The organism is Clostridium zeae, from assembly GCF_017312485.1.
GTDB classification, from domain to species: domain Bacteria; phylum Bacillota; class Clostridia; order Clostridiales; family Clostridiaceae; genus Clostridium_AR; species Clostridium_AR zeae.
In genome coordinates, this window is record NZ_BMBA01000001.1 from 1,817,786 (window position 1) to 1,833,769 (window position 15,984).

13 protein-coding genes are annotated in these 15,984 nt (G+C 31.7%); 1 reads left to right on the forward strand and 12 read right to left on the reverse strand.

All coding sequences use genetic code 11. From position 1 onward, the window contains the following. Window positions 1–200: 200 nt before the first annotated feature. From J3477_RS08320 to J3477_RS08365, 10 genes are all read right to left on the reverse strand, one after another. The gene (locus tag J3477_RS08320; protein ID WP_228731234.1) at window positions 201–3,044 is read right to left on the reverse strand and encodes a penicillin-binding transpeptidase domain-containing protein; all 2,844 of its coding nucleotides are present in this window, start codon (window positions 3,042–3,044) and stop codon (window positions 201–203) included. A 12-nt stretch (window positions 3,045–3,056) separates the two neighbouring features. Further along, window positions 3,057–3,557 carry a rod shape-determining protein MreD gene (mreD, locus tag J3477_RS08325; RefSeq protein ID WP_206869283.1) on the reverse strand — a complete coding sequence of 167 codons (501 nt, stop codon included), beginning with the start codon at window positions 3,555–3,557 and terminating at the stop codon, window positions 3,057–3,059. 13 nt (window positions 3,558–3,570) lie between these two features. Continuing rightward, window positions 3,571–4,425 (reverse strand): rod shape-determining protein MreC, encoded by an 855-nt coding sequence (gene mreC, locus J3477_RS08330; RefSeq protein ID WP_206869284.1) that lies wholly within the window; start codon window positions 4,423–4,425, stop codon window positions 3,571–3,573. Window position 4,426: 1 nt separating this feature from the next. Further along, a complete protein-coding gene (locus tag J3477_RS08335) occupies window positions 4,427–5,446 on the reverse strand; it encodes a rod shape-determining protein (protein ID WP_206869285.1) in 1,020 nt (339 codons plus the stop codon). Between the two features lie 19 nt (window positions 5,447–5,465). After that, complete coding sequence (gene radC, locus J3477_RS08340; protein ID WP_206869286.1) at window positions 5,466–6,152, reverse strand: RadC family protein; 687 nt, start codon at window positions 6,150–6,152, stop codon at window positions 5,466–5,468. Between the two features lie 132 nt (window positions 6,153–6,284). Next, a complete protein-coding gene (locus tag J3477_RS08345) occupies window positions 6,285–6,854 on the reverse strand; it encodes a Maf-like protein (protein WP_206869287.1) in 570 nt (189 codons plus the stop codon). Window positions 6,855–6,865: 11 nt separating this feature from the next. Beyond that, window positions 6,866–7,126, reverse strand: coding sequence for a DUF4321 domain-containing protein (locus J3477_RS08350; RefSeq protein WP_206869288.1), 261 nt, complete (start codon window positions 7,124–7,126; stop codon window positions 6,866–6,868). 423 nt (window positions 7,127–7,549) lie between these two features. Next, complete coding sequence (locus tag J3477_RS08355) at window positions 7,550–8,245, reverse strand: SPOR domain-containing protein (RefSeq protein ID WP_206869289.1); 696 nt, start codon at window positions 8,243–8,245, stop codon at window positions 7,550–7,552. A 492-nt stretch (window positions 8,246–8,737) separates the two neighbouring features. Then, complete coding sequence (locus J3477_RS08360) at window positions 8,738–10,519, reverse strand: ABC transporter ATP-binding protein (RefSeq protein ID WP_206869290.1); 1,782 nt, start codon at window positions 10,517–10,519, stop codon at window positions 8,738–8,740. After that, entirely contained in the window at window positions 10,519–12,261 is a 1,743-nt protein-coding gene (locus J3477_RS08365) for an ABC transporter ATP-binding protein (protein ID WP_206869291.1), read from the reverse strand. The genes J3477_RS08360 and J3477_RS08365 overlap by 1 nt, the downstream gene beginning before the upstream one ends. Window positions 12,262–12,499: 238 nt before the next feature. On the opposite strand from J3477_RS08365, the gene J3477_RS08370 reads away from it, so the two are divergent. Continuing rightward, window positions 12,500–13,333, forward strand: coding sequence for a helix-turn-helix domain-containing protein (locus J3477_RS08370; protein ID WP_206869293.1), 834 nt, complete (start codon window positions 12,500–12,502; stop codon window positions 13,331–13,333). Window positions 13,334–13,496: 163 nt separating this feature from the next. On the opposite strand, the gene J3477_RS08375 is transcribed toward J3477_RS08370, so the two are convergent. Continuing rightward, window positions 13,497–14,129, reverse strand: coding sequence for a C40 family peptidase (locus tag J3477_RS08375; protein ID WP_206869296.1), 633 nt, complete (start codon window positions 14,127–14,129; stop codon window positions 13,497–13,499). A gap of 355 nt (window positions 14,130–14,484) precedes the next feature. Then, window positions 14,485–15,942 (reverse strand): aminoacyl-histidine dipeptidase, encoded by a 1,458-nt coding sequence (locus J3477_RS08380; protein ID WP_206869297.1) that lies wholly within the window; start codon window positions 15,940–15,942, stop codon window positions 14,485–14,487. Window positions 15,943–15,984 lie beyond the last annotated feature (42 nt).

The window sequence follows — 15,984 nt, forward strand, 5'->3', positions numbered from 1 at the left end:
ATTATATCATCTACATAAGATATATAAAGTTTTTTCTACAATTTAAATACAAATTTTAATACATATTAATATAATAGATATTTTTTTGTAAAAAAAAGTCGCTGAAGCGACCTTCTTCAGCGAGCTTTTTTAACGCGTCTGCCTTTCCGAATGCATATGAGGAAAATTTGGCAGGCGATATATTATTGTTATTTTATTATTTACTTTACATTATCATCCTTAAAATCTTCCAAAGGAGGATTTAAAGTATAGTCGAACATAGGCTGATAATTTGGGTACTGCTGCTTTATTTGATCTCTGAAATAAGTTTCATATATAGCTCTTGCAACTGGTGCTCCCATATTACCTTGATATCCATCATACATAACTACAGCAACCACTATTTGTGGATCATCTACTGGTGCAAAAGATACATACACAGAGTAGTCACTTCTTCCGTAATCTTCCTCATTAGCATTGTATGTAGCAGTTCCAGTCTTACCAGCAGTCTGGATTGGGAAGCCTACAAAGTGAGCTCTGGCAGTACCTTCATCAGTACCATTGTTAACAATATACATTCCTTGCTTTATAGCATTTAGAGTTTCTGGCTTAATATTCATTTTACCTAAAATTTCTGGCTTATACTCTTTTACTACCTTCCCGCTATTATCAGTTATCTGATCAACAAGATGAACCTTATATCTTGTTCCTCCATTTGCAATTGTAGAAATATAGCTAGCAAGTTGAACCAAGCTAAAGTTGTTTATACCTTGTCCTATCGATGCATTTACAAGCTCTGCCGGTGTATTTACAGCACCATTCTTGTCATATATGAATTGATCAATGGCATCTATAACCGCTCCATGAGAATATTTTCTACCTGTAGCATTATAAGCCTTTATTCTATCATCAAATATTTTTGAATTACTCTGTAAATCGTTCAATAAATTTTTCAATTTAGTATTAAAATCATTAAAACTTAATTTACCACCACTACTATCTTTAATAAAGTTTATAACTAAATCTTTTATCTGTTGTTTAGTTTCTTTTAATTTATCATCGTCATCATCTTTTGCTTGGATATCCAAAGGAACAAAACTATATGATCCATAAGCTCCTTTTGATAGAGCATCAACTAATTCAAATCTTGAGTAATATAAAGTTTGGCTTTTGAAATATTCGTAGTTATATGTTTGTCCGAAGTTTTCTCCTATTTCAATACCAGTGCTTCCTTTTTGATTGCTCTTAGGATCTGTTCCCATACCAAGCTGCCATGCGTATTTTGCTAAACTATCTAGAGCTTTAGTATCTGAACCATTTTTAACATACATTCTATATCCCATTTCATAATAGTAGAAGTTACATGATACAGCTAGAGCTCTCTTTAAATCAACTATTCCATATTCATGTTCATCAGCAGGTGCCCAAGATCCAAAAACATCTGGATGTATATCAAAATATTTCTTACCATATAAAGTTTCACTAGGGGTAACAACACCCTCTTCTAAAGCAGCAAGTGATGTTAAAGGCTTAAAAGTTGATCCAGGAGGTATTAATCCCATAGTTGCATAGTTATAAAACGGTTTAGGATATAAATCATATTTGTCTTGCCTATTCCCATTGGCATCCTTTGGAAATAACTCATCTACACTTTTGCTTAGGTTGTATTTCGATACAATCATCTTTCCATATGCTTCATAATCAGGAGCGAAAAATTGCTTCGATAATTCCGGAGTAAGTTTTCCTGGTTCTGAGAATATATTAGCATCAAATCCTGGATTACTAACCATTGCTAAAACTCTTCCTGTTTTTGCTTCTATAGCAACAGCTGCACCTCTTGTAGTATTAAAGTTTTTTGATATCTTATACTGAGGGTCATTTACCTGAGTTTTAACATAGTCCATTCTTTCTTGAAGTGCCTTTTCTGCAGAATACTGAATGTTCTTATCTATACTTAAATGAACATTCTCACCAGGGCTTGGCTCAAGATCAAATAACTCTTCTGTTTTTCTACCTTGGGAATCGACCTTAATTGTAGTCCCTCCAGTATTTCCTTTCAGCACTGATTCAAAAGCAGATTCTATTCCTGATTTTCCTATGACATCTGTAGATACGTCATAGCCTCTTTCTTCGTATCTGTCTTTTTTACTGCTATCTATTGATGCAACGTAGCCAATTACGCTAGAAGCTAAATTATATTGCCCATAAGGATAGTACCTCATAGGTTCTAGAGCCACATCTACTCCTGGAAGACTAGTTAACTTTTGATAAAATATTGATGCTGTATCTTTTTTTATGTTTGCAGCTATAGTAACAGGCTTAAAGCCTGAAAAACTCTGCATCTTTATAGCATCTTTAACCAACATATATCTTCTAATATCATTCATAGAAAATTTCTTTAAAAGCATTTCTGTTATTTCTTGTCCACTTAAACCTTTATAAGTCTTTCTTTCATCAGCTGTAGGATTCAGCATATCATACATTTGATAAAACTTAACCATATAATAAAAGGTATCTTTTGCGCTTATCTTTACAAGCTCTTCATCTATTTTACTTTCATCATCATCAGTAAGCTCCTGCTTACCCTTAAACAGTTTGTTCTTTATATCATCATTCATACCTCTATCTCTTTTGAATCTGATCTCTAAAGCTCTTTTACTATCATCAGACGAAACATTAAAATCGAAATAAGGTTCGCCTTTATCATTAATTTTAAGATTTAATGTATCTTGCTGAGAATCTTTATTCTCATCTAAAAGTTTAAATACTTGCTTCATAGTTGTATAAAAACTTTTAGATGAGTCATCAGTTTGAGTAAATGTTAAAGTATACACCTGTTTATTGGTAGCTAACAGATTACCTTGAGAATCATATATCTTTCCTCTAGGAGCTTTTTCTGTAACTAATCTTCTTGAACTAGTATTTGCTCGGTCCGTATAATCATCATACTTAAAAATTTGTAAATATATCAGCCTTCCAACTATAGCTGAAAATATAATAAACATTATTACTATTACTACTGTATATCGATTCACTGTCTTCTTTTTCTTCTTAACGTTATTCATTATTATCACCTATTAATCTTTATTGAACTTCCACTGAACCTTCATATACTTCTTATTTGAAAATCTATATACTCTGTTATATATTAAAAAAACTATAACCATATTGTACACTGCTGAAATAAGCATAGAATATCCCAAAGACATTTTAACCTTAGCTAAATACAATACAATCATAACAAATAATAACTTGATTATCGATAGACAAAATGTTGACAAAACAGGAATGAACTTCCTGTTTTTAAATATATTTTCACCGATAACAGCTGCTAAAATGCACAATAATAGATTAGCTAAAGCATTAATTCCATAATACTTATAGAAAAAAATATCCTGTAACAGTCCACTAAAAGCTCCAATTATAGTTGCTTCCCATCTTCCGTTTATTATGGAAAAGCAAATTACAAAGCATAATAATAGACTTGGAGCTCCATTAAATATTGAAAAGAAAGGGACAATACTGTTATCAAGAATTAATAAAATCAGGCATATAATTGCCAGCACAACTCTTTTCACCTATTCGTCCCCCTTAGTCCTTATATTTTATCTCTTCTTTATTTCCATCTGGTGGTATTACTACGTACAATTCTTCTAGCTTATTAAAGTCCACAAAAGGTTTTATTATAGCACTTTTATTCACTTTAACTTTATCTTCTTCTACAGAGACCACTGTTCCTATTTTTAGATCCTTTGGATACATGCCACCAAGCCCCGTAGTTGTTATTATATCTCCTTTATTTATCTGAGAATTTATTGGAAGTAAGTCTAAAACTGCTAACGGTTCGTTATCACTGTTTTTGTATCCTCTAACTATTCCTGAAATATCAGATTTATCTACTTTTGCATGAGCTGCAAAGTTTAAATTAGTAAGAGTCTGTACCTTTGACCAAGTCGAATTAGCTTCTACTACTTTTCCAACTAACCCTTCTGGTGCAATAACAATCATATCTTTCGCAATTCCAGCATTAGTTCCCTTACTTATTATATACCCATTAAGAGTGCCAAAATCTGGTTTTGCCACTATATATACACCAACATATGTGTAACTAGATTTTTGATCCTTAAAACCAAGTGCTTTTCTTAAGCTATCATTTTCGCCTTTTAATTTTCCGTATTCTATCAATTCATTTTCAAGTTCTATATTTTTTTGCTTAAGCTCTTCATTTTCCTTTTTAACTGCAGAGAAGTTAACAAAGAAATCTAGTCCACCTTTAGCCTTATCTGCTAAGGTATAAGCTGCTTTTTGTATAGGATTAAGTGCAGTGCCTGCTCCACTTACAATAGGATTGCTCGAATCTCTTTTAACACTGTAAATAATTATAGCTAAAAAGCTAACTGACAGCACTATAATAGTTACTGCCAGTTTATTTCTAAGAAGTCTCATTTTATCCTCTTTGTTGCTTTGCGATTATATCAAATTTATCTAGAGCTTTACCTGCTCCTAAAGCAACACAGTCAAGTGGAGATTCAGCTATATGTACAGGCATATGAGTTTCATGATTTATTAAAGCATCTAATCCTTGAAGTAGAGCTCCTCCACCAGCAAGCATTATACCTTTATCCATTATATCTGCTGCAAGTTCAGGTGGTGTCTTTTCAAGAGTAGTTTTAATCGCTTCTATAATTGCAGAAACTGGTTCTTTTAAAGCCTCTCTTATTTGTGTTTCAGTTACATCAATAGTCTTTGGAAGACCTGTAATCAAATCTCTTCCTTTGATTGGCATTGTCTTTTCTTCTTCATCATCATTTCTAAATGCTGAACCTATTTCCATCTTTATATTTTCAGCAGTTCTTTCACCTATCATTAAGTTATATTCTCTCTTTATATAGCTTATTATAGCTTGATCTAACTCATCTCCAGCAACTCTTAAAGATTTAGAAGTTACTATACCTCCAAGTGAAACTACTGCAACTTCAGTTGTACCTCCACCTATATCAACTATCATGCTTCCTGTTGGTTCATCAACTGGAAGACCTGCTCCTATAGCTGCTGCCATTGGTTCTTCCATAAGAACAACTTCTCTTGCTCCAGCTTGTTTAGTTGATTCCTCTATAGCTCTTCTTTCAACTTCTGTAACTCCTGAAGGAAAGCATACTATTATTCTTGGACTTGCGAAAGCGCTTTTATTTGTTATCATGTCAATAAACTTTTTAAGCATCGTTTGTGTTATATCAAAATCTGCTATAACCCCATCCTTTAAAGGTCTAATAGCAACTATGTTTCCTGGAGTTCTACCTATCATTTGTTTAGCTTCTGATCCAACAGCTAATGGCTTCTTAGTCATATTGTTAATTGCTACAACTGAAGGTTCTCTTAAAACTATGCCTTTTCCTTTAACGTATACTAAGGTATTCGCAGTACCTAAATCTATCCCCATATCTTTATTCATTCCAAACAATCCCATGTTTATTCCCCTTTCAGTTTTAGATTATTCCTTGTTCTTTTAAACTTATAAACTTTTGACCACCTATAATTATATGATCTAATAAGTCTATTCCTACAATCTTGCCACATTCTTTTATGCGCAAGGTTATATTAACATCCTCTTTACTTGGAGTAGGATCTCCTGAAGGATGATTATGACACATTATTATTGAAGCTGCACTTTTCTTTATAGCTTCTAGAAAGATTTCTCTCGGATGTACTATTGATGAATTTAAACTGCCTTTAAACACTTCTTTTATAGAAATAATGGCATTTTTAGTATTGAGCATCATAAGCATGAGCACCTCTTGTTTTAAATGAGCTATTTCATTCATAACAATCATAGCTGCACTTTTAGGGTCACTTATTCGAATTTCTTCACCAGCTTTAAAACTTCTAAACCTCTTAAAAAGTTCGCATAACGCCATTATCTGCGTCGCTTTAACCTCTTTTATCCCTTTGATTTTCATAAGTTCTTCTGGAGACGTATTTAGAAGCCCATTAATTCCATCTAGTTCTTGAAGAATTCTCATACTAAGTCCCAGTACATTTTCATTAGAAGTACCAGTTCTAAGTATTAATGCAAGTAACTCATGATTTGATAATGCGCTCGATCCTTGTCTTATTAGCTTTTCCTGAGGTCTTTCATTTTTAGGGATATCTGATATTTTAAGATTTACGTTCATATAATAAACTCCTTTATCGCTACATCAACTGAATATTAAAACATATCTTCGAATTTTCTAAATGTTATAGAAGAATTAAAAATAGTTTTATAATCGATAAGCTTTATCTTAATATCCTTCCCCATGCCCAATTTATTTAACAATATCTCTCAAAATGTTTTTTAACTTGTTTAGAGGTAACCCAACTACACTATAATAGCAGCCGTTTATTTTCTCTACGAAAACACCTCCAAAGCCTTGGATTCCGTAAGAACCTGCTTTATCCATAGGTTCATCGGTATTTATGTACTCATCTATTTCTTCTTTTGATAATACAGAAAATGTAACATCAGTACATACGTAATCTGATATTAACTTATTATTTTCAGTATTGATCACTGTGATTCCAGAATATACCTGATGAGTTTTGCCACTTAAAGATTTTAACATCTTAAAGGCATCTCCCTTATCTTTAGGTTTCCCCAAAACCTTGTCTTCTAAACTTACAACTGTATCAGCAGCAATTATTATACTAGGTTTTTTTATGTCGTTTCTTATATATTCTGCTTTACCAAGAGATAATTCTTTAACATATTTACCTACATCCCCTGTAAATGCGATGGAATCTTCATCAAAAGAAGATGGTATAACCTCGTACTCTTTAACCAATCTACTGAGAAGTTCTTTTCTCCTATCAGAAGCCGAAGCTAATATAAAATTCAAATTATCACATCCTAATACCTTTTATATAGTATTATTGCCAATATAACTCCAATAATTGATAGAATATTTATTTTTATACTCATACCGATTGTTAAAAGAAATACTTTCAAATCTAGTGCAACTGGCGTAGGCGTACCAATAGAATATGAAGTCTTTAAAAACTTTACCGAACTAAATTTATCACCTAAAATTTCTCCAGCTAGACTTCCTAACAATAAGCCTAAAAAGATAAAAAATATAAGTATACCAACGTTTTTAGAACCTGCCTTCATTGCTACCCCCACCTTATTTTTACATCTTTTATAGTTTATCATTTAATAAATGTTATAACAAGGGTATTTGTTTTTTTTTAAAGTTTTTTTATAATATTGGTAAATTAAGTGAAAAAGCCCTCCGCTCATGGTTTATTATCTTATATTTTGTCTTAAATATGGTTAAGAAAATATTAAAATTCTTGTATGTAATCGACTTCTTTTCACTATTATTTTAAACATTCTATTAACAGCTTTTCTTAAATGAAAAAGTTTGTACTAAATATTTGATTAAACCGAATTTTAACTCTATTTATTCGTTAAACAAAAAACAAAAATATACCACTCCATTAAGAAAGCACATCTAAAAATTCATAATATCTTACGAACTCTTTTTAAATGCGTATTTCATAATGAAGTGGCATATACATATAATAATTTTTTCTATTTCACTTTAAAGTTACTAAGTGCTGTAAATATTGTTCCATATGAACTTTCAATATTATCTTTACTCATTTCAGCTGGCAAATCGTTTATACTTTTTTTCAAAGTTTGAAATATGCTAAAATACTCACTCTTACTATCTTCTTGAAGACTGTTTGTCCATTTTTTAAATTCATCAGTCTTAACACTCTTAGTATCTTTACCTTCTAGGGTATGGATTACTTGAAGATATCCACTTACCATTTCTGCTAATTCTTTTGAGCACAGCTCCTTATTACTTATTTCAAAATTCACTTTTAGGTTAGTTACACCAGCTGCTGTAAGGTCCTTTGAAAGCTTATCAGCTTCATCAGTCTTACCAATCAAAACTCCTACTCTAAATCTATCATTATCTTTTAAAGTAAAAGAATTATACTTATCTTTTAGTTTATTCTTATTGTCATCTGCATTTTCTTTTTTCGAATAATATCCACATTGAACTAATGAAAAAACTGTAGTATCTTCTTTGTTTGTATTTCCCACCTGTTCAGTGGTGTTAGTCTTAGGGCTATTCGCAGCATCAGGGGTTTTATTAAATATTATTTTCGCCAGTGCAGTTCCTAAGGTTAATGCTACAACTACCACTATTACTAAAAAAACCATCACTTTTCCACCATTCGTCTGTCTCTTATTTAGATCGTATCTTGTGTATTTCATTTCCTTCACCTCGCTATTTTTTATTCCTAAGAATAATTGTACTTATAAATATTTGTATTTATAAATGTCTCAAGTTATGACTATGTTTTTTATTTTTTAGTATTTGTATATAGCGAAATTAATTACTTGTATTTTCGATCTAATGTTCTAAAGGTTAGTGGTACGTGCAGAGTGTAACTTTTAAACGACAAGTATTATTGTAATTTTGCCAAGTAAACTTGCTCTTGTTTTATGTATAGCTTTAGATAAAAAGTTCGAAGATTTATTTTATTTTGATCAACTTTATCACAGAGATGCATTTATTAATTAATTGTTTATTTTTACTATACTTATAGGGTTCCTATGTCAACCATTAATTTATACACACCAGAAAACCCTAACAAACTATGATTTTCGAACAAGTATAAATTAAGTTTCGACATAGAAACCCTATATAAATGTTTTGATAATTATATATATTAAATGTTATTTCACCAAAACCATAACTCACTATTACACAGCATTTAATATATCAAATTGAGAATTATATAACTTAAAGTAAGCTCCTTTACAGTTAATTAACTCATTATGAGTGCCTTGTTCCAATATTACACCTTTATCTATATACATTATCTGAGATGAATTTTTTATAGTAGATAATCTATGAGCAATGATAAAAGATGTTCTACCTTTTAGTAAATTGTCTAATCCTTCTTGAAGCAAGATTTCTGTTTTAGTATCTATACTCGAGGTTGCTTCGTCTAGTATTAATACCTTTGGATCTGCAAGAAGAGCTCTTGCAAAGGAAATAAGTTGTCTTTGTCCAACAGATAGTCGTGTACCTCTTTCATTAACTTCTGTTTCATATCCATCCTTAAGCTGACATATAAAATCATGGGCCCTCACAATTTTAGCGGCTTCTATAACCTCTTCATCTGTTGCATCAAGCTTACCATATCTTATGTTATCCATTATTGTTCCAGAAAATATAAAAGAATCTTGAAGCATGACTCCCATTTGCTTTCTTAAAGAGTTTAGAGTTACAGTGCTTATATCTGTTTCATCTATTAGTACTGTTCCATTTTCTATATTATAAAATCTACTTAATAAATTAACTATTGTGGTCTTCCCAGCTCCTGTAGGTCCAACTAGTGCAACAGTCTCCCCTGCTTTCACATTGAAGTTTATGTCTTTTAGTATAGGCTTGTTATCTTCATATTCAAAGGTTATATTTCTAAACTCTACATCACCTTTTATTGTTTTCATCTCCCTAGCACCTGCTAAATCAGTAACTACAGGTTTTTCATCCATAGCCTCAAATATTCTTTCAAGATATGCCATTGCTGTTATTATAGAATTATAAAAATTACCTATGTTTAAAATTGGATTCCAAAATCTCCACACATACCCAACGAAGGCAACTAATACACCTACTGACACCTCTGCTGACAAGTAATATATACCTGCTATATATATTAATGATACAGTTAGTGTAGAAATTATTTCTACTGATGGCCAAAGCAGGAATTGTATACTTACAGCTTTCAACCACGAAGTTCTATAATTATCACATACTTCTCTAAATATTCTTAAATTCTCTTCTTCTCTAGCAAAAGACTGCGTAACCTTTATACCATTTATACTTTCATGTATATATGCATTCATATTTGATTGCTTACTGCTTAAAATCTGATAGGCTTTTCTTTGAGCCTTTTTAAGAACCATAACTACAAGTAAAAGCACTGGTATTCCTACTATACTAATTAAAGTAAGCTTTACATCTATGGCAAGCATAAAACCAATTGCCATAAATAAACTAAGTGTATCTGTAATAAGATTTATTAATCCGTTTGATAGTAAGTCACTTAAGGAATTAATATAATTAACCACTCTTACTAAGATCTTTCCATGTGGCCTATTGTCATAGTAACTAAAAGGAAGTCTTTGAAGATTGGAGAATAAATCTAATCTCATTTTTCTAAGTACATTTTGGCCAATCATAGACATTGATCTTATTCTATACTTCATGCATACACCAGTTATCATCAAGGTTAAAAGAAATATAATCGCTAATATTGCAAGTCCTCTTATATCTTTATTAGGTATCTTATCATCCATTGCTACCTTAATTAAATATGGACCTAGTAAACTTGCCATATTTGCTAAGAACATAAGTGAAACAGTTATAGTTATGTCTTTTTTATAAGGTTTTATATATGTTAAAAGCCTTTTTAGATGTTCTAAACTAAAACTGCTCTCAAGCTCTTCATCAACATCAAATTTATTTCTAGCCATTACACAGCCCCCCTTACTACATCAAAATCTCCGAACTGGTTTGCATAAACACTATAATAGTAGCCTCTCTTCTTTAGCAATTCCTCATGAGTTCCTCTTTCTATTACCTTACCATCATCTAGAACCAAAATAAGGTCTGCATTTTTTACAGAGGAAATTCTATGAGCTATAATAAAATTAGTTCTATTCTCATAAATTGATCTCAGTTCCTTGTGTATCTTTAATTCTGTCTCCATGTCTACACTTGAAGTAGTATCATCTAATATCAATATTGAAGGATTTTTCAGTAATGCTCTTGCCAAAGCTATTCTCTGCTTTTGACCTCCAGAAAGTCCAACTCCTCTCTCACCAATTATTGTGTCGTAGCCTTCTGGCATGTTCACTATAAACTCATGGGCACCAGCTACATTTGCAACTCTTTGAACCTGCTCAAAAGTAGCTTCAGGTCTTCCATAAGCTATATTTCCCTCTATAGTGTCAGAAAAAAGGAATATATCTTGCATTGCAACTGCTATCCTATCTCGAAGCTTAATAATATCAAGTTTTCTAATATCTACTCCGTCAATTTCTATTTTTCCTTTCGTAACATCATAGAATCTGCAGATTAAATTAACTAGAGTTGATTTACCAGCTCCTGTAGGTCCAAGTATACCAATTGTTTGTCCTGACTTTATCTCAAAGGATATATCATTAAGTATCTCTTCATTTTCATAACTGAAGCTTACATTTTCAAACTTTATATCTCCTCTTATCCCATTAACAATTTGTTTCTCCTTTTGACTTTTGATTTTTACCTCTGCATTTAATAAATCCCTTATCTTATAGGTTGATGCTACGTATCTTTCAAAATCATTTATAAGCCATCCAGCCATACGCATAGGGTTGTTCAGTGCCCATATAAACCCATTAAACACAACTAAATCCCCCATGGTCATAGTGCCATGTGCAACCATAATCCCACCTACTAACATCATTATCACAGATAATACACCAGCAAGTGAATCCAAAACTGGAAGATACTTCTCCCAAATCTTAGCGGATTTCAAATTTTTAACTTTATAATCAACATTAGCTTTATCAAACTTTTCAATCTCATATCGCTCTTTAGCAAAAGCCTTTACCACTCTGTTTCCACTTATATTTTCTTGAACTACCGAATTAAGCTTTGAAAAACTTTCTCTTATGGCATAGAAGGTAGGGCCAACTTCTTTTGTCATCCTTGTTGCTAAAAATCCTATAATAGGAGTTATAAGTATTAGTGCTATTGTTAGTCTTACATTTACAGTAAACATCATAATCACAGCAAAAATAAATAAAGTCAGGTTTTCAAATACGTTGTATACAACCCAAGCTACAAAATGTCTTATAGCATCTGTATCACCAGTCATACGTGCCATTAAATCACCAGTTCGAGTATTGTTGTAGTACTCAAAATCCATCTTTAAGAGTTTTTTGTATAAATCTTCTCGTATCTTAAATATCACGTCTTGAGAAACAAGCTCGAAAATCATCTGAAAAATATATCTGTCAATTGCCTTTATTATAGAAACTCCAATCATCATTAACAGTATTGATATAAGAATCTTTTTGTCACCACCACCAATTACTTGATCTACAATCTTACCTGAAAGAAATGGATTTATCATGTTAAGTGCTGATGCAATTAAGACCATAAATAGTGCGATAAAATACTTCAACTTGTACCTTTTCATATAACCCCATATCCATTTTAGACTACCCATTTTTTCTCCCCTTCCTTAATTGATGTACTATTTATATTAGACTCAATATGCCTATTTCGTTCTAAAAGATTTTATTTATGCTTTGAAAATAAAATAAATTAAACTAGTACACCCTTACTTTTATTACAGATAAATTATTGCTTAAATATTAAAAAATATAAATGTAATTTCTTAAACTATTGATGTATATTCTTATACTGATGTATATTTATAATGTACTATTGTTAGGGGTGATAAAATGTGTTACACAGGTATAAGTGCTCAGTCCTTCAATCCTCAAATCTTATATGTTTTTAATGCTGTGAATAGAGGGGCCATGGAGACTCAATATCATAGTCATGACTTTATTGAGCTAAGCATTATTATCGATGGATTTGTTGAATATAATATAGAAAAAGAAAGTATGCTGATAAATAAAGGTGACATACTTCTTTTTAACCCAGGTGTGTATCATAAAGAATTTATAACTGATGAATCAGATCTACATGAACTTCATATTGGCATAACTAACTTCCGATTGGAAGGTTTTAAGAAAAACTTTATCTTAACCAAAGACAATTCTCCTGTAATAAGGTTAAAGAAGCACGCAGAAGAATTTTTTAATTGTTGTACTGATATAATCGAAGAACAGAAAAATAATGCACTTGGATACGATTTAGTGCTAAAGGCTCTAGTTATGAAACTTTTAGTTATACTTCTTAGGGAAACTCATTTTAAGGAAAGCGTAAAAAATACAGTGAAATATTCTTTCGAATCAACTGATAAGCAAAACTTAGTAAAGTCAATAATAGATTTTATGAACGAAAACTACATGAATGAGATATCTTTAGATAAAATAGCTAAAAACATGTACTTAAGTCCGGTATATATCTCTAAGATCTTTAAAGAAGAAACCGGTGATTCTCCTATAAATTACTTGATAAAAATAAGATTGGAAAAAGCTAAAGCACTGTTAGAGATGGAAAGGTTACCAGTAAAACTAGCGGCTAAAAGCGTTGGTTATGAGGATGCATATTACTTTAGCAAATTATTTAAGAAGTACTATGGCGTTTCGCCTTCAAAAGTTAGTTAATATTATAAGACCATGCATATAATTGAATTTAATACTTCAATCATGCATGGTCTTTAATCTAGCGTTAGTTGAAATTACTTGGAATTCATTGTAATTTTATACTTTTCTATAAAGTAAAAAATCCTGTGCTTTTAAGCACAGGATTTACTTATTCCTAATAATTCTAATTCTTTATTCTTCTTGCTCCAGCATACCTGCTAGAATAATAAGATTCACTTAAAGAACTTACAGTTACATTTTTTCCTGATGATGGAGCATGTATAAAATCTCCACCGCCTATATATATTCCAACATGGCTTATTGGACCATAAGTATTGAAGAACACTAGGTCTCCTGGACTAAGATTTCCTTTAGATACTGAAGTACCCATAGCATACTGAGCACCAGTATAATGTGGCAAGCTTACACCAAGCTTAGCATAAACATATTGTGTAAGACCAGAACAATCAAAAGCTCTTGGCCCAGCTGCACCAAATACATAAGGTCTACCTAAGTATTGGTATGCAATTGAAACTGCACCGCCACCTGCGGTTGAAGTGCCTCCTCTTGAAGCATTTGTATTTCCACTTGATTTGCTACTTCCAGATGACTTGCTTTTAGATTTTGAATCACTACTGTCTTCGCTCTTCGGTGCTATAATTGTTTTATTGTTGCTCTTTAGTTCAGCTGTCTTTAAAACAATCCCTTGTTCACTCTTAGCCGTTGTGTCTGCTTTCGCTTCCCTAGATGAGGCTAGTCCAAACGCTAAAGTTGAGCAAATAAAGCCTGCTGCTATAATCTTAAGTCCTTTCCTCATTATGTTCTCCCCTCTCATACTTAATTATCCCCTAAGTCTCTTTTTTCTAATGTTAACCTTTTCATTCATATATACAAATTTGTTTGTCACCACTTTGTAACTACCTTTACATTATAGTAAACTTTTGTATGGTAGGTCAAGGAATTTAATAAAATATTTATGAAATATTCATAAACATTTTTATTTTTACTAATAAAACTTCACTTTACCAGCTTATTTATAACTTTCCACTAATATTTTTATTAATTTAGCAATAAGCGCCAAATTTATATAATCAAAAAAATAAATGGCCATTAAGAAGTTTTATTTTCTTTCATGGCCACTTATTTTTCTCATATTAAATTTTATAGTATTTTTACTTTATTTCTTTTAATACATTCAGTAAATAATCCCATATATTTTTTACAGAAGTTATACTCATATGCTCGTTTGGAGTATGAACATCATATAGGTTAGGACCAAAAGATATCATATCTATATCTGCTCCTAGTCTTTCAGTAAACAAACCACATTCTAATCCAGCATGAATTGCTAGTATTTCTGGCTCTTTTCCTGTCATTGTCTTATATACTTCTTGACATATTGTTCTTATTTTAGATTCTGGATTGTACTGCCATTCTGGATAATCAGCTGATGTCACGAATTCTGCTCCTATAAGTTCTGCAATAGTTTTAGTTCTTGCTATCACTTCATCTTTTAACGATCCAACAGAACTTCTTGTAGCACTATCATACTCTACCGATATATCAGAAGTAGTAACAACCCCTAAATTTGTAGAGCTTTGAACAAGGCCTGGAATATCCATACTCATAGTATCTATGCCGTTTGGTAAAAGGTATAATAATTCCACAGCTTTCCTTGTAGTATGCTTAGAAAACACCTTTTCTACAGCTACATCAACCAATTCAAATTCTATATTAACATCTTGATCTGCTGCCTTAAATTCATTGCTTAATATTTGATTCCAAGTGTTTATCTTTTCTTTAATAACTTCCAATTTATCGCTTGGGAATACAATTAAAGAATCATGCTCTCTAGGTATTGCATTATTTTTTGAACCACCGTTAGTTGATACCAAGTTAAAATCAACTTCTTCAAGGATGCTCTTAAGTACTCTTCCCATTATCTTATTGGAATTTCCTCTTTCCTTGTTTATTTCCATTCCTGAATGTCCGCCCTTAAGACCTCTTACTCTTACTTCAGCCTTTGAAACGCCATTCTGTACAGCTTCCCATTCTATGTTCAAAACTGCCTTGTTTCTTATTCCACCAGCACAGCTTACAAGTAAGAAGCCTTCTTCTTCAGAATCTAAGTTTAAAAGTATCTTACCGCTTATATGTTCAGGGCTCAAATTCATAGCTCCTCCCATTCCAGCTTCTTCATCTGAAGTTACAAGAACTTCAAGTGGTGGATGAACTATGTCTTTTGAGCTCAATATTGCTAAAGCATACGCTACAGCTATTCCATTATCTGCTCCTAGAGTTGTACCTGTTGCAAATACATTATCTCCATCTATTCTTAGCTTAAGAGGATCTTTTTCAAAATCGTGCTCAGTTCCTTTATTTTTTTCACAAACCATATCCATATGGCCTTGAATTATAACAGTTGGAGCATTTTCATAGCCTTTTGTCCCCGGCTTCTTTATTATTACATTCAAGCTAGAATCTTGGACAACATCTAATCCATGACTCTTAGCAAAGTTAACTAAGTAATCACTTATCTCTTTTTCATTTCCTGATCCCCTAGGAATCTGAGAAATTTCCTCAAAATAACAAAATACATCTTTTGGCTCTAAGTGTGATAAAACTCCCATATTTATTACATCTTCCTTTCAATATTTAAATTGTATGGTAAA

Bases quoted from the DNA above. Each gene is read 5' to 3' on its own strand.
- J3477_RS08320 (WP_228731234.1), bottom strand. From the start codon at position 3,044: ATGAATAACGTTAAGAAGAAAAAGAAGACAGTGAATCGATATACAGTA.
- mreC (WP_206869284.1), bottom strand. From the start codon at position 4,425: ATGAGACTTCTTAGAAATAAACTGGCAGTAACTATTATAGTGCTGTCA.
- J3477_RS08335 (WP_206869285.1), bottom strand. From the start codon at position 5,446: ATGGGATTGTTTGGAATGAATAAAGATATGGGGATAGATTTAGGTACT.
- radC (WP_206869286.1), bottom strand. From the start codon at position 6,152: ATGAACGTAAATCTTAAAATATCAGATATCCCTAAAAATGAAAGACCT.
- J3477_RS08350 (WP_206869288.1), bottom strand. From the start codon at position 7,126: ATGAAGGCAGGTTCTAAAAACGTTGGTATACTTATATTTTTTATCTTT.
- J3477_RS08355 (WP_206869289.1), bottom strand. From the start codon at position 8,245: ATGAAATACACAAGATACGATCTAAATAAGAGACAGACGAATGGTGGA.
- J3477_RS08360 (WP_206869290.1), bottom strand. From the start codon at position 10,519: ATGGCTAGAAATAAATTTGATGTTGATGAAGAGCTTGAGAGCAGTTTT.
- J3477_RS08365 (WP_206869291.1), bottom strand. From the start codon at position 12,261: ATGGGTAGTCTAAAATGGATATGGGGTTATATGAAAAGGTACAAGTTG.
- J3477_RS08370 (WP_206869293.1), top strand. From the start codon at position 12,500: ATGTGTTACACAGGTATAAGTGCTCAGTCCTTCAATCCTCAAATCTTA.
- J3477_RS08375 (WP_206869296.1), bottom strand. From the start codon at position 14,129: ATGAGGAAAGGACTTAAGATTATAGCAGCAGGCTTTATTTGCTCAACT.
- J3477_RS08380 (WP_206869297.1), bottom strand. From the start codon at position 15,942: ATGGGAGTTTTATCACACTTAGAGCCAAAAGATGTATTTTGTTATTTT.